Source organism: Mesorhizobium sp. W050 (genome assembly GCF_054719535.1).
The window spans coordinates 2,412,415-2,432,587 of record NZ_JBTTIH010000001.1; the positions used below are offsets into that span (position 1 = coordinate 2,412,415).

The window sequence follows — 20,173 nt, forward strand, 5'->3', positions numbered from 1 at the left end:
ACGCTACCGACTACTGGTTCGGAACCTGCGGTGTCACCGGGAAGGTAACGCCATTGGTAGCCGGCGGCGCAGCCGAATCGGTTGCAGGTGGCGTCGCCGGAGATGGAGCCGTCGCCGGGGCCGTGGTGGCGGGCGGCGTGGTGGTGGCGCCGTTGGCCGCGGGCGCGGCCGGTGCGTTGTTGCCCGAAGGCGGCGTCGGCGCCGTCGTGCCGGGCAACTGATTGAGCACGCCGTTGCCGCTGTCGGCCGGCACGCGGTCGAGAATGTCGATCGGTTTTTCGCCATAGCGGGCAACGATCGAGAGTGTCAGCGACGTCACGAAGAAGGCCGCGGCCAGGATCGCCGTCGCCCGCGTCAGCGCATTGGCGGCGCCACGCGCGGTCATGAAACCGGAACCGCCGCCAATGCCGAGACCACCGCCTTCGGAGCGTTGCAGCAGCACCACGCCGACAAGGGCGAGCACGACCATGAGGTGGATGACGATCAGTACGGTTTCCATATTTTATCCTGGCAAGCCCTGCCGCTCCCTGGCGATCAGGGCCGGTGATTTGGAGGCGGCTCCATACAATGCTTTAACGGCATTTCCAAGCCCGTGGCCGGAATATGGGAAGCAATGCGCCCTTTGCAACGATTCCCGCCGAACTGCTGCGTTCATAAGTCGATGACGGAACTGGTCGGCAACGAGATTCCGGGGCCTACGCGATATTCTGGTATGCCTCGGCGATGGCGAGAAAGTCGGACGCCTTCAAGCTGGCGCCGCCAACCAGCGCGCCATCGACGTTTTTGACGCCCAGCAGTTCGACCGCGTTGGACGCCTTGACCGAGCCGCCATAGAGGATGCGCATCTTGCCGGCCACGGCTGCGCCGAGCGCTTCCGCCAGTTTTTGGCGGATATGCGCGTGCGCCTCCGCCACGTCTTCGGCGGTCGGCGTCAGGCCGGTGCCGATAGCCCATACCGGCTCGTAGGCGATAACGGTGTTGGCGGGCGTTGCGCTCGGTGGCACCGAGCCGGCGATCTGGCGCGACAACACGTCGAGTGCTGTGCCCGCTTCGCGCTCCGCCTTGGTCTCGCCGATGCAGATAATGGCGACGAGCCCTGCCCGCCACGCCGCCGAGGCCTTGGCGAGGACGATGGCATCGTCCTCGCTGCGCTGTTCGCGGCACTCGGAATGGCCGACAATGACGTGGCTGGCGCCCGCATCCTTCAGCATCTCGGCTGAGACACAGCCGGTGAAGGCGCCGCTTTCCTTGATGTGGCAGTCCTCGCCACCGGCCCGCACCGGCGTGCGCGACAGGATTTCGACGGCGCGCGACAGCAAGGTCGCCGGTACGCAGACCAATGCTTCGGTCTCGGCGTCGAGCCCGCTCATGAAGCCGTTGCCGATCATCCTGAGCTCGTTCAGCGAAGCGCTGGTGCCGTTCATTTTCCAGTTGCCGGCAACGAGCGGTCGAATTCCTGGCGTCATGGGGATCTGGTTCTCCGGGCGACATTGGGGTCTCGCCCTCCCTATCAAAATCAGGCCACAAAGCAATCGACAGTGAGCCGGAAGGGCGCTATTGCGCTTGTTTCAGACTCGGGCGCACGCAAAACTGCGCAAAAATCGGAAGTAACAATGCTTGGTATATTGAGAAGCGCGGCAGGGACCTGGGTCGCGAAAGCCCTGCTGTCGCTGCTGGTGTTGAGTTTCCTTGCCTGGGGCGTCACCACGCGGATGACGGGCGGCTTCCTGGCTGGCCATCATGCGGTGATCACCGCCGGCAGCACCACCGTGTCGATCACCGAGTACCGCCTCGCCTATGATCGCCAGATCGCCATGCTGCAGCAGCAGATCGGCCAGCGCATCAGCCGCGACCAGGCCAAGGCCTATGGCATCGACAACCAGGTGCTGGCTCAGTTGGTGTCCGGCGCCGTCCTCGACGAACAGGCGCGCAAGCTCGGGCTTGGCTTCTCCAAGGACAGGCTGGCCGAACTGACGCGGCAGGAACCCGCCTTCCAGGGCCCGAATGGCCAGTTCGACCGCCGGCTGTTCGAATCCCGGCTGCGCGAACTGGGAATGCGGCCGGAGGATTATCTGAAGAACCGGGCTCAGGTGGCGGTGCGCCAGCAGATCGTCGAAGCGGTTTCGGACGGGCTCAAGGCTCCGGATACCTTCTTCAAGGCAGTTGCGCTCTATCGCGGCGAAGACCGCACCATCGACTATCTGATCTTGCCAAAGGCGTTGGTGGAGCCGATCGAGGCGCCATCCGACAGCGTGCTTCAGGCTTATTTCGAGGCCAACAAGAAAACCTACGCGGCGCCAGAATACCGCAAATTCTCCTATGTCCGGCTCGAGCCCGAAGACATCATGGATGTCAGCGCCGTAACGGACCAGCAGGTCAGCGACGACTACAACAAGAACAAGGGCCGCTACACCACGCCGGAAATGCGCACCATCGAACAGCTGGTGTTTCCTTCCGCGGACGCCGCCAAGGCGGCATCCAATTCGCTGAAGACGGGCGCCACTTTCGACAAGATCGTCACCGCGCAGGGCAAGACCCCGGCCGACACGCTGCTCGGCACGCTCTCCAAGGATAAGATCACCGACAAGGCGGTCGCCGATGCCGCATTCGCGCTTGCCGTCAACGAAGTCAGCCCGGTCGTCCAGGGCGCGTTCGGTCCGGTGCTTTTGCGCGTTACCGAGATCAAACCGGAAACGGTGAAGCCGCTGGCGGAAGTGTCAGACCAGATCCGCAAGGATCTGGCGCTTGGCGAAGCAAGCCGCATCCTGCTCGACGTGCACGACAATTACGAAGACACCCGCGCCGCCGGCAGCACGCTGGCCGAAGCCGCCGCCAAACTCAAGCTCAAGGACGTTACCGTAGAGGCCATAGACCGCACCGGCCTCAAGCCGGACGGCACCATCATCAAGGACCTGCCGGCATCGCCGGACCTCATCAAGGCGGTGTTCGAGGCCGAGCCCAACACCGAGAATCAAGCCCTGACCACGCCTAACAACGGCTTCGTGTTCTATGAACTGACATCGATCACGCCGGCTCGCGACCGCACGCTGGACGAAGTCCGCCAGCGCGTGGTGGCGGACTGGACGACAGAGGAAACGACCAAGCGGCTGACCGCGAAAGCAGACGAACTCGACAAGCGCCTCAAGGCTGGCACCACACTCGACGTCATCGCCGGCGAACTGAAGCTTGAAAAGCAGACCAAGCGCGGCGTGAAGCGCGAGGCCGACGATGTCGATTTCGGCAAGGAGGGTGCTGCTGCGATGTTCGGCGTCGGCGAAGGCGGCACCGGGCTGATCCCCTCGCCCACCGGCGACGGCCAGATCCTGTTCAAGGTCGCCGAAGTGTTCGAGCCGGCCGGAGCCGACGCCAGCTCGGTACCCGACGATGCGCAAAAATCCTTCACGCAAGGCATGTCCGACGATCTGCTCGACCAGCTGGTGGCGCAGTTGCAGACGCAGTACGCCGTCAGCGTCGACCAGGCCGCCGTTGCCCAAGCCCTCGCCCAATGAATGGCCTTAGCCCAATGAACGTCTTGGCCCAATGAGCGCCCTGAAGACCCATATCGCCAAGGTCGCCACGGGAACCGGGCTTACCTTCGAGGAAGCGCGCGAAGCTTTCGACATCATCATGTCTGGCGACGCGACGCCGGGCCAGATCGGCGGCTTCCTGATGGCGTTGCGCGTGCGCGGGGAGACCGTGAGCGAGATTTCCGGCGCCGTCGCCACCATGCGTGCCAAGATGCTGCGCGTCGAAGCTCCTGAGGGCGCCATCGACATTGTCGGCACGGGCGGCGACAATTCGCATTCGGTCAACATCTCGACCGCTTCGGCCTTCGTCATTGCCGGCTGCGGCGTGCCGGTCGCCAAGCACGGCAATCGGGGCCTGTCGTCGCTGACGGGCGCTGCCGATGTGCTGGTCGCGCTCGGCGTCAAGATCGATATCCCGCCAGAGGTGATCGGCCGCTGCATCCAGGAGGCCGGCGTCGGCTTCATGTTCGCACCTGCGCACCACCCGGCGATGAAGCATGTCGGCCCGACCCGGGTCGAGCTCGGCACGCGCACCATCTTCAACCTGCTCGGACCGCTGTCCAATCCGGCCGGCGTCAGCAGGCAGATGGTCGGCGTGTTCCTGCCGGAATGGATCGTGCCGGTGGCCGAGACATTGAAGGCGCTGGGCACCGAGCATGCCTGGGTCGTCCATGGGGATGGCTATGACGAAATCACCACCACCGGCGAAACGCAAGTGGCGGAATTGGCCGGCGGCGAGATCCGTCATTTCACGCTCACCCCGGAAGCGGTCGGCCTGCAGCGCCACAGCAAGGACGAGCTGCGCGGCGGCGATGCCGCCTACAACGCCAAGGCGTTGCGCGACATGCTGGGCGGTGCTGCCGGCACCTATCGCGATACGGTGCTGATGAATGCCGGCGCCGGCATGGTGGTAGCCGGCAAGGCGACGACGCTTGCCGACGGCATGGCCGCGGCCACACAGGCCATCGACAGCGGTCGGGCGCTGGGCGTGCTCGACAGGCTGGTCGAGATTTCGAACGGATGAGCCGTGGCTGACATTCTGCGCAAGATCGAGGCCTACAAACGCGACGAGATCGCGGCGGCGAAGGCGCGGATACCGTTGGCCGAGATCAAGGCGCGAGCCAAGGATGCCGACGCACCGCGTGGCTTTCTGAGGGCGCTTGAGGCGAAGCGCAGATCGGGCAGCTTCGGCCTGATCGCCGAGATCAAAAAGGCAAGCCCTTCCAAAGGCTTGATCCGTGCCGATTTCGACCCGCCCGCACTGGCGCGGGCCTATGAGAAAGGCGGTGCCGCCTGTCTTTCGGTGCTGACCGATGCGCCATCCTTCCAGGGCGCGCCGGAATTTCTCACCAATGCACGCAAGGCAGTGTCCCTGCCCGCGCTGCGCAAGGATTTCCTGTTCGACCCTTACCAGGTCTACGAGGCTCGCGCATGGGGCGCCGATGCCATCCTGATCATCATGGCCAGCGTCGATGATGCCTTGGCGAGCGAATTGGAAGCGACCGCATTCGAACTCGGCATGGATGCGCTGATCGAGGTGCATGACGAGGCCGAGACGCAGCGCGCGGTAAAACTGTCGTCGCAGCTGATCGGCATCAACAACCGCAATCTCAGAACATTCGAGACCAGCCTCGAGACCTCGGAACGGCTGGCATCGATGGTGCCGGGCGGCCGATTGCTGGTCAGCGAGAGCGGAATTTTCACCCACGACGATTGCTTCAGGATGCAAAAGACCGGCATCAGCACCTTCCTCGTCGGCGAGAGCCTGATGCGGCAAGAGGATGTCGCTGCGGCAACGCGGCTGCTTTTGACAGGCAAGGCGAAGGCAGAGGCCATCTGAGGATGGCAGCCGCCCTCACCCATCTCGGCGCCAAGGGCGAGGCCAACATGGTCGATGTCGGCGAGAAGGCGGAGACGACGCGCACGGCGGTCGCCGAGGGCTTTGTCTCGATGCGGGCCGAAACCCTGAAGATGATCCTCGACGGCGACGCCAAGAAGGGCGATGTGCTGGGTACCGCGCGCATTGCCGGCATCATGGCGGCCAAGAAGACGCATGAGCTGATTCCGCTCTGCCATCCGCTGCTTTTGACCAAGGTGTCGGTCGACATCGAACCGGACACCACGCTGCCCGGCCTCAGGGTCACCGCGCTCGCCCGCGTCACAGGCAAGACGGGGGTCGAGATGGAGGCGCTGACCGCGGCATCTGTCGCGTGCCTGACCATTTACGACATGGCCAAGGCGGTCGACCGCGCCATGGTGATTTCCGGTATAAAGCTGGTGGAAAAGACCGGCGGCAAGTCAGGCGGCTACAAGGCGGGTTCGTAAATGGCGCTGGTTCCGGTCGCCGAGGCGCTTCAACGCCTACTCGACGGCGCTGTGGCGTTGCCCGGTGAAAGCGTCGCGCTGGCGGATGCGGCCGGCCGGGTGCTGGCGGAGCCGGTCGTGGCGCTGCGTACCCAGCCGCCTTTCAATGCATCTGCCATGGACGGCTATGCCGCACGGGCGCAGGATGTGGCGTCCGCTCCGGCGAGGCTTTCGGTGATCGGCATGGCGCCCGCAGGGCGGGGCTTTAACGGCACTGTAGGTAAGGCGGAAGCCGTGCGCATCTTCACCGGCGCGCCGCTGCCGGAAGGCGCAGACACCATCGTCATCCAGGAAAATGTCCGCGATCTCGGCGGTAGCCGGATCGAGGTCACCGAGCCGACGGCGAAGAACCGCAATATCCGCCGCCTTGGACTGGATTTTGCGCAAGGCGACGTGCTGCTGGAAAAAGGCCGCGTGCTCGATCCGGCTGCATTGTCCCTGGCGGCATCGGCCAATCATCCCCGGTTGAACGTGGTGCAACGGCCGCTGGTCGCCATCATCGCCACCGGCGACGAATTGCTGCCACCGGGCAGCGAACCTGGCCCCGACCAGATCATCTCGTCCAACGCCTATGGCGTCGCTGCTGTGGCGCAGTCGGTCGGCGCTCGCGCGCTCGATCTCGGTATAGCGGCCGATCGCAAGGAAGCGATCGCGGCGCTGGTGAAAAAGGCGGTCAATGCGAAAGCCGACGTCATCGTCACGCTCGGCGGCGCCTCGGTCGGCGACCATGATCTAGTCCATGACGTGCTGACCGGCGAAGGCATGAAGCTCGACTTCTGGAAGCTCGCCATGCGCCCGGGCAAGCCGCTGATGTTCGGGCGGCTGGGCGATATCAGGTGCATCGGCCTGCCCGGCAATCCGGTGGCGAGCCTGGTCTGCTCGCAATTGTTCCTGAAGCCGCTGTTGGCGCAGCTCGGCGGCCGTCCCCACCGGCAGGACATCCGCCAGGCTCAGCTTGGCGCCGCGATGCCGGCCAATGATCTAAGGCAAGACTATGTGCGCGCCGTGGTCCGGGAAGAAGCCGGCGCATTGGTGGCGACGCCGTTCGGCATCCAGGATTCCTCGATGCTGAGAATGCTGGCCGACGCCACCGGCCTGATCGTGCGCGAGCCCTTCGCTCCGGCGGCAGAAGCAGGCGCCGCTTGCAGCGTTCTGATGTTGCGCTGAAGGTCGCGGATCCAAGCCGTTGATTCCAGGAGATAAGACTGGTTGTTACTCCGCCAGCAATGTCCGCGTCAGCGGATGTGTCGGATCGGCAAGCCCGTCGACGATGCTGAAATGATGCCGGTCCGGCTCGACCACTGTGCTGGTCGTGGCGCCGAGGCCGATCCAGATGTTGGCAAGCAGCGCATTCTGGCGCAGGAACTCCGCCCGCTCGCCGCCGCCGGCCCAGCAGGTGATGCGCGCGCCCTGCATGGGGCGCAGCAGAACCGGGCTTTCGGCCAGTGCTTCCGCTTCATCGATGGCCAGTGTCGCGTTCATCCCCGTCCGCATGATCGGCCGCAGATCATGAACCCCGGAGATCGAGACGACATTGCGTATGCGGCCGGCCACATCGGCGGCCAGAGGCGTCGTTGTCGTCACCATCCTGGAGGCGAGATGGCCGCCGGCGGAATGCCCGGTCAGGATCACCGGCCCGCCGACCATCGTCGCCGCCTTGCCGATCGCCGCCGCGATTTCCCTGACGATGCCGGAAATGCGTATGTCGGGACAAAGCGTGTAAGTCGGCATTGCCACGGCAAAGCCATTGGCAACCGCGCCGTTGGCCAGATGCGACCATGGCTTGTTGTCGAACGCCTTCCAGTAACCGCCATGGATGAAGACGACGAGCCCTTTGGGCATGACATCGGGAAGGAACAGATCGAGCCTGTTGCGCGGGCTGTCGCCATAGGCGATGTCGAGCTTGGCCCGACCGGACGCCGACATTGTGTCGCGAAAAGCCTGTGCCGCTGTGTCCCACGCGGCCGGCCAGCGATTGCTGCCGGCAATGTTGTCGCCGTTGGCGTAGGCATTGTCCCAATCGGCAACACGATGTTGGAGCATCTGCATCCCTCCCGGATGGCTTCAGTTCAGTCGACAGGAATGGCCGCCGAACAGGGCGGCGTCAATCCTGCGACCTAAAAACATTTTAGGCTTGAAACAAATTTCGACTGGTGCGATCCTGCGCCTTGTTCAGCCATGGGCGCGAGGCAGACAGGGGCAGCCGAAAATGCTTGGGCCATCAGCGCATATCGACACATTCACGCGCGACAACCTGCCGCCGCCGGAGCAATGGCCGGAGTTTTTGCTCGACGGCTTCGACTATCCCGACCACATAAATGCCGGCGTCGAATTGACCGACAGGCTGGTCGAAAAAGGCTTCGGCGACCACACCGCGCTGATCGGCAATGGCCGCCGCCGCACCTACAAGGAACTGTCCGACTGGACTAACAGGCTCGCCCATGCGTTGGCCGAGAATTACGGTGTCAAGCCGGGCAACCGGGTGCTGATCCGCTCGGCCAACAATCCGGCCATGGTCGCCTGCTGGCTGGCCGCCACCAAGGTGGGCGCGGTGGTCGTCAACACCATGCCGATGTTGCGTGCCGGCGAACTCGCCAAGATCGTCGACAAGGCGGAAATCACGGTCGCACTTTGCGATACGAGGCTGATGGACGAGATGACCGCCTGCGCCAAGGGCAGTGCGTATCTCAAGCAGGTCATTGGCTTCGACGGCACGGCCAACCATGACGCGGAACTCGACCGAGCCGCCCTCGACAAGCCGGTCACCTTCACTGCCGTTAACACCGGCCGCGACGATGTCGCGCTGCTCGGCTTCACCTCCGGCACCACCGGCGTGCCGAAGGCGACGATGCATTTCCACCGCGACCTGCTGATCGTCGCCGACGCCTATGCCCGCGAAATCCTGGAGGTGACGCCCGACGACATCTTCGTCGGCTCCCCGCCCCTTGCCTTTACCTTCGGTCTTGGCGGGCTCGCCATCTTCCCCCTGCGTTTCGGCGCCGCGGCGACGCTGCTGGAACAGGCGACGCCACCCAACATGATCCACATCATCGAGACCTACAAAGCGACCATTTCCTTCACCGCTCCAACCGCCTATCGGGCCATGCTCAAGGCCATGGATCAAGGCGCTGACCTGTCCTCGCTGCGCGTCGCGGTTTCGGCGGGCGAGACGCTGCCGGCGCCTGTCTTCGAGGAATGGACTGAGAAGACCGGCAAGCCGATCCTCGATGGGATCGGCGCCACCGAGATGCTGCATATCTTCATCTCCAACCGCTTCGACGACATGAAGCCGGCCTCCACCGGCAAACCCGTCGGCGGCTATCAGGCACGCATCGTCGATGACGAGATGCGGGAGCTGCCGCGCGGCTCTACTGGCCGGCTGGCGGTGCGCGGCCCGACCGGCTGCCGCTACATGGCCGATGCCAGGCAAAAGGACTATGTCCGCGATGGCTGGAATCTCACCGGCGATACGTTCACGCAGGACGAGGATGGCTTCTTCCACTTCGCCGCGCGTTCCGACGACATGATCGTCAGCGCCGGCTACAACATCGCCGGCCCCGAGGTCGAAGCGGCGCTGCTCTCGCATCCCGACGTCGCCGAATGCGCGGTGACCGGCGCCGAGGACGGTGAACGCGGCCAGATCGTCGAGGCGCATATCGTGCTTGTGCAAGGTGTTTCGCCGGACGCATTGACCGTCAAACGCCTGCAGGACCACGTCAAGGCAACGATCGCGCCCTACAAATATCCGCGTTCGGTGAAGTTCATCGACGCCTTGCCCAAAACCCAGACCGGCAAGATCCAGCGATTCCGGTTGCGCGCGGAGAAGAGCAATTGATTAAGCCGCACGATCCGGCGTCCGATGGCGCGCAGATGTCGTTCAAGGAGCGGATGTCCTACAGCGACTATCTGCAGCTGGACAAGGTGCTCGATGCGCAGGCGCCGCTGTCTTCGGCCCATGACGAGATGCTGTTCATCATCCAGCATCAGACATCGGAATTGTGGATGAAGCTCGCTTTGCACGAGATCGGCGCCGCGATCCGCTCAATCCGCGCCGACCGCCTCGAACCGAGCTTCAAGATGCTGTCTCGCGTCGCGCGCATCTTCGAGCAGCTCAACAATGCCTGGGACGTGCTGCGCACGATGACGCCAAGCGAATACACCGAGTTTCGCGACGCGCTCGGCCAATCCTCGGGCTTCCAGTCGTGGCAGTACCGCGCTATCGAGTTCATGGCCGGCAACCGCAACCTTGCCATGCTCGGGCCGCACAAGCACCGGCCCGACCTTGCGGACAGGCTGGAAGCCATCCTGGCCACGCCGTCGCTCTATGACGAGGCGCTTCTGCTTTTGGCGCGCAATGGCTTCGACATCGGCGCCGACGCCAGTCGCACGGACTGGCGCGAGACGCGCGTCGAGAACGAAGAAGTGCTGGCTGCCTGGCAAACCGTCTACCGCGACCCGCAGCGCTACTGGATGCTCTACGAACTGGCCGAGAAGCTGGTCGACTTCGAGGATTATTTCCGCCGCTGGCGCTTCAACCACGTCACCACGGTCGAGCGCATCATCGGCTTGAAGCGCGGCACGGGCGGCACCTCAGGCGCCTCCTATCTGAAGAAGATGCTGGAGGTCGTGCTGTTTCCGGAGCTCTGGACGGTCCGCACCCGGCTCTAGTAGTTCCTCAGGTGACCGCGGTCTTCACCGCGAAGCGGGCGTCCTGCCAGGCGCCGGTGCGCAGAATATCCTCCAGCGCTTCGACCGCCTGCCAGACATCGCCATAACCGACATAGAGCGGCGTGAAGCCGAAACGGATGGTCGACGGCGCCCGGAAATCGCCGATCACGCCGCGCTCGATCAGCGCCCGCATCACCTGATAGCCATGCGGATGGAGGAACGACACCTGGCTGCCGCGCTGGCTGCCGTCGCGCGGGCTTTCGAGTTCAAGGCCGTAGGCGCCGCATCTGGCTTCGACGAGCTGGATAAACAGGTCGGTCAGTGCGATGCTTTTTCTGCGCACCGCCGCCATGTCGACGTCGTTCCAGATATCGAGCGCGCCCTTGAGCGCCCGCATCGACAGCACCGGCTGCGTTCCGCACAGGAAGCGGCGGATCCCGCTGCCGACGGCAAAGCCCTGCTCGAAGGCAAAGGGCCGCGCATGGCCCCACCAGCCGCTGAGCGGCTGCCTGATATCACCATGGTGGCGCTCGGCCGCGTAGATGAAGGCCGGCGAGCCCGGGCCGCCATTGAGGTATTTGTAGGTGCAGCCGACAGCGAAATCGGCATTGGCACGGTCGAGTTCGACCGGCAAGGCGCCGGCGGTGTGGCAGAGGTCCCAGATGATCAGCGCGCCAGCGTCATGTGCCTTGCGCGTCAGCGCCGCCATGTCGCGCAACTGGCCGGATTTGTAGTTTACGTGGTTGACCAGGATGACGGCAACGCTGTCGTCGATCAGCTCCTCGATTGCGGCCGCGTCGACGCCCTCCAGCCGCAGCCGCGTTCCCGGCCGGGTCGAGGCGACGCCTTCGGCCATGTAGAGGTCGGTCGGGAAACTGTCGCCCTCGGCAACGATGGCCGACCGAGCCGGCCGCATGCCGAGCGCGGCGTGCAGCAGCTTGTAGATGTTGATCGAGGTTGTGTCGCAGACCACCGTCTGCCCGTCAGCCGCGCCGATCAGTCGTCCGAGCTGATCTCCCAGTTCCACCGGCATGTTGAACCAGCCAGCCGTGTTCCAGGCGCGAATGAGGTCCTGCGCCCATTCCTGCGTGGCGGCCTGCTGCAGTTCGCTGAAGACGACCGCTGACGCGGCACCCAGCGAATTGCCGTCGAGATAAATCACGCCTTGCGGCAAGACAAAGCGTTCACGCATGGAGCGCAGCGGATCGGCGGCATCCATTGCTTCGATTGTAGCGAGATCGGGTGTCGTGCTCATGATCCGGCGCCCTTCCATGGACAAACGCGCGCGGCGGAGCCTGCCGCCCAAACATGCCGGCGATCTTGAGTGGTCGCCCTTGAACTGTCAAATATTATATATAATTCACCCGTTGAAAGGCTTTGATATATAATGATCCGCCGAGCGTTTATGTCTGATGGATCACGATGCTGGATGACGAGCAGACCTCGAAGACGGAAGCAGCCTATCGCCTGCTCAGGCGCGATATTCTTGCGACCCGGCTGGCGCCTGCCGCGCCGTTGAAGCTGAGCACGCTGCGCAACACCTACGGCATCGGCTGGACGCCGTTGCGCGAGGCGCTGTCGCGGCTGGAGGCGGAACGGCTTGTGACCGCCATCAGCAACCGCGGGTTTGCGGTCGCTCCCGTCTCTCGGGCGGAGCTCGAGGATTTGGCGCGTGCGCGGCTGGTGGTCGAACTGCCCCTGCTGGTGGAATCGATCGAGAAGGGCGACCGTGAGTGGGAAGACGCGGTCGTTGCCGCCCACTATCGTCTCTCACGGTGCGGGTCTGTTCTCGACGATCCATCGGATGATGCGGTCGACGCGTGGTACGAAAAACACGATGCCTTCCATGCGGCGCTGCTCAGTGCCGCGACATCCAGCTGGCTGCTGCGCTTCAATGCAACGATTTCCGACCAATTGCATCGCCATCACCGCTTTCTGGGTCTGGCCCCGACGCTGCGCGCCGCCGCCGGCCGCACGGATGGACACCGGAAGGCCGTGGCGGCCCTGCGCGACGCCGTGGCGATCGAACACCATACCGCCCTGATGGAAGCGGCCCTCGATCGCGACGTCGAACGTGCGAAAACTCTGATGACCGCTCACATCGGCTACACGCTGCAGGTCTATGCCCAGAGCGAACCCGGCGCGGATGCTGCGCAGCCCCGTCCGAAAAGGAAGCGGCGATCATAGCCGACGACGCAGGGCACTTTGTCTTCGTTTCACCCCGTTGCCGGCCAACGACTACGAGCGCCGCTCGCGGTGCCGAACGTTACGCTGAACAAAACGTCAACACATTCATTAAACTTTAAAAGGTTGCGGAACACAACTGGAACAGATAGTGTTTGTTCTGGGTTTGTTTTTTCTGATTCTGGTTTCAGAACCCTTGGGGGCCGCGATGCTGACGCGCAAACAACATGAGCTTCTGATGTTCATCCATGAACGCCTGAAGGAGAGCGGAATCCCGCCGTCCTTCGACGAGATGAAGGAAGCGCTCGACCTCGCCTCCAAGTCCGGCATCCACCGACTGATCACGGCGCTTGAGGAGCGCGGTTTCATTCGCCGGCTGCCGAACCGGGCGCGCGCGCTGGAAGTGCTGCGGCTACCCGACTCGATCGCACCAGGCCTCAACGCGGCGAGGAAGTTTTCGCCGAGCGTCATTCAGGGCAGTCTTGGTCAAGCCGGGCAAGGGCAAGGCGGCCAGGGACAAGGCGGGATGGGCCAAGGCGGTCTCGGCCGCCAGATCAAGCCGGTCTCGCCGTCGCGTTCGATGTCTGCCGGCAATGACGATGCCGTTTCCTCGATTTCAATCCCGGTGATGGGACGCATCGCCGCCGGCGTGCCGATCGACGCCATCCAGCATCAGACCCATTCGATCTCGGTGCCGCCCGACATGATCATGGGCGGCGAACACTACGCGCTCGAGGTCAAGGGCGATTCGATGATCGAAGCCGGCATTTTCGACGGCGATACGGTCATCATCCGCAATGCCGACACTGCCAGCCCCGGCGAGATCGTGGTGGCGTTGGTCGACGACGAGGAAGCGACCCTGAAACGCTTCCGCCGCAAGGGCGCCTCGATCGCGCTGGAAGCCGCAAACCCGGCCTACGAAACCCGCATCTTCGGCCCCGACAGGGTCAAGGTGCAGGGCAAGCTGGTCGGGCTGATCAGGCGTTACTGAGCCGGCTTAGGTTTGTACTTTTCACGCTGCTTGTAGGGCGGCAGGCCTCGGGCTTCGCGTGAGAAGCGGCGCTGCTCGTGCCAGGGGCGATACGGCTTGTCGACGGCGAAGCGGATGGTTGGCGCTGCAGCTGCCGATTGCGGATCGAAGAAGACGGCGGCGCTGCCGTCGCGGGCCAGCTGTTTCTTCGTCACGACCAGCACCAGCGGGTCGCGGCACGGATTGTAGGCGGTGGCGTCATCGATGACGATCAGGCTCGCGAAGGCACAGGCCGGCCGCGCCGTCTTGCGGTCTTTCGCAAGCGCTACAATGGCTCCGGAAGGGTGCCGGGCGATACAGAGATCGCCGGTGCAATAGAAGGGCGAGCCGGGCGGCAGATCGAGCGGATCGAGATCGAACCGCGTATCTGTTGACTCGAAAATCTCAGGTGGGATAATGGTTTCGGCCCGCAGCGCCCGTTTCCAATTGTCCGTGGTGAATTCGTTGGAGCGTTCGCGGTTGAGGGCGAGTTCGCCGCCACCGATCGGCATGGCCACCAGATGCGCATCCTCGGATATGAGCACGTCGGGCGTAAGCACCTGCGGCACCGTCAACAGGCCGGCCAGCGCGAAAGGCACGGCCGCCAGCCTGAGCCAGGTGGTGGCCATGGTGGCGATGACGAGGGCGACCGCCACCAACAGCACCGAGCGGATGGAGATCAGCCCGACGGCGTCGACCGGCGAGCGCTCGGAAATCCAGGCCGATATAGCGATCATCGCCATCAGACCCTTGCCCATCACATAGAGGAACGGCCCGTCGGCGCCGAACGGCATCGCCAGTGCGCTGAGCACGGCAAAAGGCATGACGATCAACGAAACAATCGGCATCACGGCCAGATTGGCGATCAGGCTGAGCGGCGACACACGCTGAAAATGCCAGATGGCGAACAGCAAGGTTGCACTGCCGGCGATGATCGAGGTCATGGCGAGGCCGCCCATGGCCAGCGCGAATTTTCGCGACAGGAAGCCGACGAAGGAGCGCTTTGCCGGCGGCGTTCTCACCTTGTCGGCGCGGTAATCGGCCCAGCCGGCATAGGCGCCGACAAGGGCGGCGGTGGCGGCAAACGACATCTGGAAGCTGGGACCGACCACCTCGTGCGGCGACACCAGGATGACGGCGATGGCGGAGATCGCCAGATTGCGCATGGTGAGTGCGGCGCGATCAAACAGCACGGCGACAAGCATGACCGCCAGCATGATGAAGCTGCGCTCGGCGGCAACCACGACGCCTGAAATGACGAGATAGGCGGCGATGGAGACGAGTGCTGCCACTGCTGCATATTTCTTGACTGGGCGGCGCGAAGAGAAATCGGGAAACAGCGCAAAGGCGCCACGCAGCAACGCCATGATGGTGCCGGCAACCAGCGCCATGTGCAGGCCGGAGATGGAGATGATGTGGTAGATGCCGGTGCGCCGCATCGCTTCGTTGACCTCGTCCGGGATGCCGGCGCGCACCCCGACAATCAACGCCGCGGCAATCTCGCCTTCGGCGCCGCCGATTTTGCCCCTGATATGGTCGGCAATGTTTTCGCGCGCGTTCTCGATTGCCGAGGAGAGCCGCGCGGTCAGCGGCGGCGGTCCCTGCGTAGCAATGGTTTTCGGATTGCCGAGAAAGAAGCCGCTGCCGCCGATACCGGTGAAATAGCTGTCGAAGGAGAAATCGTAGCTCTCCGGCCGCACCGGACCGGTCGGCGGCAACAGCCTGGCATAGCCGGTGATCAGGGAGCCGGCGGTCATATCGGCGGGAACGGTCCGCGCCGAGAGCCTGACCCGCTCCGGGGCGTAGCGCAGCTCGGGGTAAGCGGTCGAAACCACATCGAGCGTCAGCCTGATGCGGCCGCTTTCCATCTGTTCGAGACTGACGACGCGGCCGGTCAGCCGTGTCTGGATCTCGGAGCCGAGCATCTGCGTTCCGGCGCGCCAGGTCTCGACCTTGGCGGCGACGACGCCGAGCGCGCACAGCATCGCGGCCATGCAGAACAGATGCGTCCTCGGCCGCGATCGCGTGGCGACAGCGCAACATGTCGCCAGCACCACAATGGCGATTGGCTGCGCAAAGCCCGACTCGCCGGCCAGCGAGAAATAAATGATGACGCCGGCCGCCAGGAAAACCGGCACCAGCAGGAAGGCGACGCCCCGGTCGAGCTCCGTGTTGGCGGCCACGGCAAGGCTGCGGCGGAGCGCGGGCCATGACGGACGGCGAAGCCGTCTGCGCAGACGGGCGATAGATCCGGGCGCTGTGACTTGCGCCGGCAACGCGTGACCGGGCAGCGCAGGCGCGACGCCGGGATGCGGCTCAGGCAGCGCGAGGGGCAGCGGCTCGGCATAGGGACTATCGGCAAACAGCGAGCGTTCGCTGACGCTTGCCTCGGCGCCTTCGCCTTCCTTCGTGCCCCGGCCACGTCCAGCCATCGGGTCTGCCCCTTGCGCCCCAGACCCCTATGCTACATGAACGCGCAAAGCGCGAAAGTCCGCGTGATCACGTCCACCGCGCCGGAATCGACCATCACCTGGCAAGGACGCTCAATCCTCAATCATATCCTGGCCCTCCGCTCTCAGGCGAGCAAGCCCATCGTGCATTGCCTTCAATTGTTCCGGTGTATGACCCTGCCATTCACCGAGTTCACCCAGGATGAGCAACGGATCACGGGAGCGGTAGGATTTCGTCGGATTACCGGGAAATTTTTTGTCGGTCAGGTTAGGGTCATCCATAAAAAACTCCGTCGGCTTTACGATGTAAATCCTTTGACGACCGTCACCCGTTGCAAGCTCTGCTCCCCAGATGGCGGCTTCCAGTGTCTGGGTGAAATAGATCCATGACAGTGGTTTACCTCTGAAATTGGAAGGGTGGCCGACGCTCAGCAGATCCCCGGGTTTCAAATCCGCCCGGGTACCATGGTAGAACGGATCACCCTCCGTATGGTCGGCGTTTTCGGTCATCGGTAGTCCTTCTTTCAATCATGCCTCCTTCGTGGCGAGACCGGCCTGCACACAGTTGCGGTGTTCACGATAATGATTGCAGAAAGGTCAATATGCGTGACCAAGCCAACGCTGTCACGGCGGCGTTGTAGTCGGGCAGTGCCGCATCCGTGAAGAAATGTCCGCTCGTCAGAGGGGGCTACCACCGTCGCAGCGATGTTCCAGGCACTGTGACGGACGCTGCAGCCGAATGAAACCCAGACATTGACGCTGCTGCCAAATGAGGTTGCGCGGAGGTGCGAACAGATTTTGTGCTACAAGGCTCCGGCGCCTGTTGACGCAACCGATAATTGCCGACGTGCCCCGGCCTCGTCCAGCCATCGGGTCTGCCCCTTGCGCCCCAGACCTCCTATGCTACATGAACGCGCAAGCGCGAAAGTCCGCGCGATCACGCCCCGCTTTCCAAGCTTCCCGAGAGTTCCATGTCCGACACGGTCGTCACCCGTTTTGCCCCCTCGCCCACCGGCTATCTGCATATCGGCGGCGCGCGCACGGCGCTGTTCAACTGGCTGTACGCCAAGCACACCGGCGGCACGATGGTGCTGCGCATCGAGGACACCGACCGCGAACGCTTCAACGAGGCGGCGACACAGGCCATTCTGGATGGGCTGACCTGGCTCGGCCTTTCCTGGGACGGTGAGGCCATATCGCAGTTCGAGCGCGCGCCGCGCCACCGTGAGGTGGCCGAGGAGCTGGTGCGCCTGGGCAAGGCCTATTACAGCTACGAGACGCCTGCCGAGCTCGAGGCGATGCGCGAGGCCGCACGCGCCAAGGGCCTGCCGCCTCGCTACAACGGCCAGTGGCGCGATCGTGCCCCCTCGGAGGCGCCTCCCGGCGTCAAGGGCGCCATCCGCATCAAGGCGCCGACCGAGGGCGAAACCGTGGTGCACGACCGTGTGCAGGGCGAGGTGCGCTTCCCCAACAAGGACCTCGACGATTTCATCATACTGCGCTCGGACGGCAATCCGACCTACATGCATGCCGTCGTCGTCGACGACCATGACATGGGCGTCACCCACATCATCCGTGGCGACGACCATCTGACCAACGCCGCGCGCCAGACGGTGATCTACAACGCGATGGGCTGGGACGTCCCGTCGATGTCGCATATCCCGCTGATCCACGGCGCCGACGGCGCCAAGCTGTCGAAGCGGCACGGCGCACTCGGCGTCGAGGCTTATCGCGCCATGGGCTATCTGCCCGAGGCGCTGCTCAATTATCTGGCACGGCTCGGCTGGAGCCATGGCGACGACGAGATCATGTCGATCAAGGACATGATTTCGTGGTTCGACATCGGCGATGTCAACAAGGGTGCGGCGCGCTTCGACTTCGCCAAGCTCGAGTCGATCAACGGCGCGCATATGCGCAAGATGGCCGATGCCGAGCTGTTCGACATTTTCGTCGCCACTCTGCCATACCTCGAAGGCGGACCGGCTATCGCCGCCCGTCTCGACGATGCCAGGAAGGCGCAGCTGCTGGCCGCCTTGCCGGGCCTGAAAGAGCGCGCCAAGACGCTGGTGGAACTGGCCGATGGCGCGGCCTTCCTGTTCGTCGAGCGGCCGCTGCCGATCGACGAGAAGGCGGCAGCACTGCTCAATGCCGACGCGCGCGCGATCCTGCGCGGCGCACATGCCGCTTTGCAGACTGTTTCGGGCGATTGGTCGGCTGCCGCGGCTGAAGCCGCGGTGCGCGAGTTCGCGACGGCAGGCGGCCACAAGCTCGGCGCCGTGGCCCAACCGCTCCGGGCGGCCCTTACCGGCCGCAGCACCTCGCCCGGCGTGTTCGACGTGCTCGCCGTGCTTGGCCGCGAGGAAAGCCTGGCGCGGATTGCGGATCAAATCGATTAGGAGCGAACTGGCCCAAGAAGATTGGCATTGAAAGGCGGGTTTCGCAGTGCAACATTAGGCCTTGGCCCAATCTGGCACGCACCTCCCAAAATGCGGTGGCGAGTTCGCGCATTCCGGTGATTTCGACGTGTCGTTTGCAGGAATTGCCTTGCCGGCATGAGGAACATGAAGGAGTTTGAGAATGAGCGAAGCTGCGACAAGACTGGAAACCGGCAGCAAGACGACGCACCCGTCGACTGCCACGCTCGAACTGGCCGGCAAGACGCATGAATTCAAGGTGCGAAGCGGCTCGGTCGGGCCCGACGTCATCGACATCGGTGCGCTCTACAACACCACCGGCGCCTTCACCTACGATCCCGGCTTCACCTCGACGGCGAGCTGCGAGTCGGCGATAACCTTCATCGACGGCGATGCCGGCATCCTGCTTCACCGCGGCTACCCCATCGACCAGCTGGCCGAGCATGGCGACTTCCTCGAAGTCTGCTACCTCCTGCTCTACGGCGAACTGCCGACCAAGGCGCAGAAGGACGATTTCGACTACCGGGTAACGCGCCACACCATGGTGCACGAGCAGATGTCGCGCTTCTTCACCGGCTTTCGCCGCGACGCGCATCCGATGGCTGTGATGTGCGGTGTGGTCGGCGCGCTGTCGGCCTTCTATCACGACTCCACCGACATTTCGGACCCATACCAGCGCATGGTCGCCTCGATGCGGCTGATCGCCAAGATGCCGACGATTGCGGCCATGGCCTACAAATACCATATCGGCCAGCCCTTCATTTACCCGAAGAACGAGCTGAACTTCGCCGCCAACTTCCTGCACATGTGCTTTGCGGTGCCGTGCGAGGAATACAAGATCAATCCGGTGCTGGCGCGCGCCATGGAGCGCATCTTCATCCTGCATGCCGACCACGAACAGAACGCCTCGACCTCGACGGTGCGGCTTGCCGGCTCGTCGGGCGCCAATCCGTTCGCCTGTATCGCCGCCGGCATCGCCTGCCTGTGGGGCCCGGCGCATGGCGGCGCCAACGAAGCGGCGCTCAACATGCTGGGCGAGATCGGCCACGTCGACCACATCCCGGAATTCATCGCCCGCGCCAAGGACAAGAACGATCCGTTCCGGCTGATGGGCTTCGGCCATCGCGTCTATAAGAACTACGATCCTCGCGCGAAAATCATGCAGAAGACGGCGCATGAGGTGCTGGGCGAACTCGGCATCAAGGACGATCCGCTGCTCGACATCGCCATGGAGCTGGAAAAGATCGCGCTGACCGATTCCTACTTCATCGAGAAGAAGCTCTATCCGAACGTCGATTTCTATTCCGGCATCACGCTGAAGGCGCTGGGCTTCCCCACCACCATGTTCACCGTACTGTTCGCGGTCGCCCGCACCGTCGGCTGGATCGCGCAGTGGAAGGAAATGATCGAGGATCCCCACCAGAAGATCGGCCGTCCGCGCCAGCTCTACACCGGCGCGCCGGAACGCGACTACGTGCCGATTGCGAAAAGGTGAAAGAGAGTGAATGGTGAATGGTAAGTAGTGAATAGCAGGTAGTAAGTAGCAGCTTGATTATA

17 protein-coding genes are annotated in these 20,173 nt (G+C 63.8%); 11 read left to right on the plus strand and 6 right to left on the minus strand.

Translation table 11 applies throughout. The annotated features are described in order from the left end of the window. Positions 1 to 10 precede the first annotated feature (10 nt). Together secG and tpiA are read right to left on the minus strand one after the other, a co-directional pair. A complete protein-coding gene (gene secG / locus ACYG9Y_RS11640) occupies positions 11 to 499 on the minus strand; it encodes a preprotein translocase subunit SecG (protein WP_023738726.1) in 489 nt (162 codons plus the stop codon). A gap of 196 nt (positions 500 to 695) precedes the next feature. Continuing rightward, complete coding sequence (gene tpiA, locus ACYG9Y_RS11645) at positions 696 to 1,466, minus strand: triose-phosphate isomerase (protein ID WP_352459332.1); 771 nt, start codon at positions 1,464 to 1,466, stop codon at positions 696 to 698. Between the two features lie 147 nt (positions 1,467 to 1,613). On the opposite strand from tpiA, the gene ACYG9Y_RS11650 reads away from it, so the two are divergent. From ACYG9Y_RS11650 to ACYG9Y_RS11670, 5 genes are read left to right on the plus strand one after another with little or no spacing between them, the layout of a single operon-like run. Then, positions 1,614 to 3,509, plus strand: a complete 1,896-nt coding sequence (locus tag ACYG9Y_RS11650) for a peptidylprolyl isomerase (RefSeq protein WP_460223123.1) — start codon at positions 1,614 to 1,616, stop codon at positions 3,507 to 3,509. Between the two features lie 31 nt (positions 3,510 to 3,540). Then, on the plus strand, positions 3,541 to 4,551 hold the full coding sequence (gene trpD, locus ACYG9Y_RS11655) for an anthranilate phosphoribosyltransferase (RefSeq protein ID WP_023738724.1): 1,011 nt from the start codon (positions 3,541 to 3,543) through the stop codon (positions 4,549 to 4,551). A gap of 3 nt (positions 4,552 to 4,554) precedes the next feature. After that, a complete protein-coding gene (gene trpC, locus ACYG9Y_RS11660; RefSeq protein ID WP_023738723.1) occupies positions 4,555 to 5,367 on the plus strand; it encodes an indole-3-glycerol phosphate synthase TrpC in 813 nt (270 codons plus the stop codon). 2 nt (positions 5,368 to 5,369) lie between these two features. Beyond that, positions 5,370 to 5,852, plus strand: coding sequence for a cyclic pyranopterin monophosphate synthase MoaC (gene moaC, locus ACYG9Y_RS11665; RefSeq protein WP_023738722.1), 483 nt, complete (start codon positions 5,370 to 5,372; stop codon positions 5,850 to 5,852). Continuing rightward, the gene (locus ACYG9Y_RS11670; RefSeq protein WP_023738721.1) at positions 5,853 to 7,058 is read left to right on the plus strand and encodes a molybdopterin molybdotransferase MoeA; all 1,206 of its coding nucleotides are present in this window, start codon (positions 5,853 to 5,855) and stop codon (positions 7,056 to 7,058) included. 45 nt (positions 7,059 to 7,103) lie between these two features. Here ACYG9Y_RS11670 and ACYG9Y_RS11675 read toward each other — a convergent pair whose 3' ends face one another. Continuing rightward, positions 7,104 to 7,934: an alpha/beta hydrolase gene (locus tag ACYG9Y_RS11675; protein ID WP_023738720.1), complete on the minus strand. Its 831-nt coding sequence runs from the start codon at positions 7,932 to 7,934 to the stop codon at positions 7,104 to 7,106. Positions 7,935 to 8,100: 166 nt separating this feature from the next. Between ACYG9Y_RS11675 and ACYG9Y_RS11680 the strand changes: the two genes are divergently transcribed. Both ACYG9Y_RS11680 and kynA read left to right on the plus strand, forming a co-directional pair. Then, positions 8,101 to 9,726, plus strand: coding sequence for an AMP-binding protein (locus ACYG9Y_RS11680; protein WP_023738719.1), 1,626 nt, complete (start codon positions 8,101 to 8,103; stop codon positions 9,724 to 9,726). Continuing rightward, positions 9,723 to 10,559, plus strand: coding sequence for a tryptophan 2,3-dioxygenase (kynA, locus tag ACYG9Y_RS11685; RefSeq protein WP_031253399.1), 837 nt, complete (start codon positions 9,723 to 9,725; stop codon positions 10,557 to 10,559). The genes ACYG9Y_RS11680 and kynA overlap by 4 nt, the downstream gene beginning before the upstream one ends. A 7-nt stretch (positions 10,560 to 10,566) precedes the next feature. Here kynA and kynU read toward each other — a convergent pair whose 3' ends face one another. Continuing rightward, the gene (gene kynU / locus ACYG9Y_RS11690; protein WP_023738717.1) at positions 10,567 to 11,814 is read right to left on the minus strand and encodes a kynureninase; all 1,248 of its coding nucleotides are present in this window, start codon (positions 11,812 to 11,814) and stop codon (positions 10,567 to 10,569) included. A 167-nt stretch (positions 11,815 to 11,981) separates the two neighbouring features. Between kynU and ACYG9Y_RS11695 the strand changes: the two genes are divergently transcribed. Further along, positions 11,982 to 12,746 (plus strand): GntR family transcriptional regulator, encoded by a 765-nt coding sequence (locus ACYG9Y_RS11695; protein ID WP_023712349.1) that lies wholly within the window; start codon positions 11,982 to 11,984, stop codon positions 12,744 to 12,746. 205 nt (positions 12,747 to 12,951) lie between these two features. Continuing rightward, complete coding sequence (gene lexA, locus ACYG9Y_RS11700) at positions 12,952 to 13,734, plus strand: transcriptional repressor LexA (RefSeq protein ID WP_023738716.1); 783 nt, start codon at positions 12,952 to 12,954, stop codon at positions 13,732 to 13,734. Here lexA and ACYG9Y_RS11705 read toward each other — a convergent pair. Then, complete coding sequence (locus ACYG9Y_RS11705) at positions 13,728 to 16,184, minus strand: ComEC/Rec2 family competence protein (RefSeq protein WP_023738715.1); 2,457 nt, start codon at positions 16,182 to 16,184, stop codon at positions 13,728 to 13,730. The genes lexA and ACYG9Y_RS11705 overlap by 7 nt on opposite strands. Positions 16,185 to 16,295: 111 nt before the next feature. Beyond that, positions 16,296 to 16,712: an NAD(+)--rifampin ADP-ribosyltransferase gene (gene arr, locus ACYG9Y_RS11710; protein WP_023684701.1), complete on the minus strand. Its 417-nt coding sequence runs from the start codon at positions 16,710 to 16,712 to the stop codon at positions 16,296 to 16,298. A gap of 461 nt (positions 16,713 to 17,173) precedes the next feature. Between arr and gltX the strand changes: the two genes are divergently transcribed. Together gltX and gltA are read left to right on the plus strand one after the other, a co-directional pair. After that, positions 17,174 to 18,598, plus strand: a complete 1,425-nt coding sequence (gene gltX / locus ACYG9Y_RS11715) for a glutamate--tRNA ligase (protein WP_023738714.1) — start codon at positions 17,174 to 17,176, stop codon at positions 18,596 to 18,598. Positions 18,599 to 18,779: 181 nt separating this feature from the next. Next, positions 18,780 to 20,111 (plus strand): citrate synthase, encoded by a 1,332-nt coding sequence (gene gltA / locus ACYG9Y_RS11720; protein ID WP_023671037.1) that lies wholly within the window; start codon positions 18,780 to 18,782, stop codon positions 20,109 to 20,111. The last annotated feature ends 62 nt before the right edge of the window (positions 20,112 to 20,173 follow it).

Bases quoted from the DNA above. Each gene is read 5' to 3' on its own strand.
- secG (WP_023738726.1), bottom strand. From the start codon at position 499: ATGGAAACCGTACTGATCGTCATCCACCTCATGGTCGTGCTCGCCCTT.
- tpiA (WP_352459332.1), bottom strand. From the start codon at position 1,466: ATGACGCCAGGAATTCGACCGCTCGTTGCCGGCAACTGGAAAATGAAC.
- ACYG9Y_RS11650 (WP_460223123.1), top strand. From the start codon at position 1,614: ATGCTTGGTATATTGAGAAGCGCGGCAGGGACCTGGGTCGCGAAAGCC.
- trpD (WP_023738724.1), top strand. From the start codon at position 3,541: ATGAGCGCCCTGAAGACCCATATCGCCAAGGTCGCCACGGGAACCGGG.
- moaC (WP_023738722.1), top strand. From the start codon at position 5,370: ATGGCAGCCGCCCTCACCCATCTCGGCGCCAAGGGCGAGGCCAACATG.
- ACYG9Y_RS11670 (WP_023738721.1), top strand. From the start codon at position 5,853: ATGGCGCTGGTTCCGGTCGCCGAGGCGCTTCAACGCCTACTCGACGGC.
- ACYG9Y_RS11675 (WP_023738720.1), bottom strand. From the start codon at position 7,934: ATGCTCCAACATCGTGTTGCCGATTGGGACAATGCCTACGCCAACGGC.
- ACYG9Y_RS11680 (WP_023738719.1), top strand. From the start codon at position 8,101: ATGCTTGGGCCATCAGCGCATATCGACACATTCACGCGCGACAACCTG.
- kynU (WP_023738717.1), bottom strand. From the start codon at position 11,814: ATGAGCACGACACCCGATCTCGCTACAATCGAAGCAATGGATGCCGCC.
- ACYG9Y_RS11695 (WP_023712349.1), top strand. From the start codon at position 11,982: ATGCTGGATGACGAGCAGACCTCGAAGACGGAAGCAGCCTATCGCCTG.
- lexA (WP_023738716.1), top strand. From the start codon at position 12,952: ATGCTGACGCGCAAACAACATGAGCTTCTGATGTTCATCCATGAACGC.
- ACYG9Y_RS11705 (WP_023738715.1), bottom strand. From the start codon at position 16,184: ATGGCTGGACGTGGCCGGGGCACGAAGGAAGGCGAAGGCGCCGAGGCA.
- arr (WP_023684701.1), bottom strand. From the start codon at position 16,712: ATGACCGAAAACGCCGACCATACGGAGGGTGATCCGTTCTACCATGGT.
- gltX (WP_023738714.1), top strand. From the start codon at position 17,174: ATGTCCGACACGGTCGTCACCCGTTTTGCCCCCTCGCCCACCGGCTAT.
- gltA (WP_023671037.1), top strand. From the start codon at position 18,780: ATGAGCGAAGCTGCGACAAGACTGGAAACCGGCAGCAAGACGACGCAC.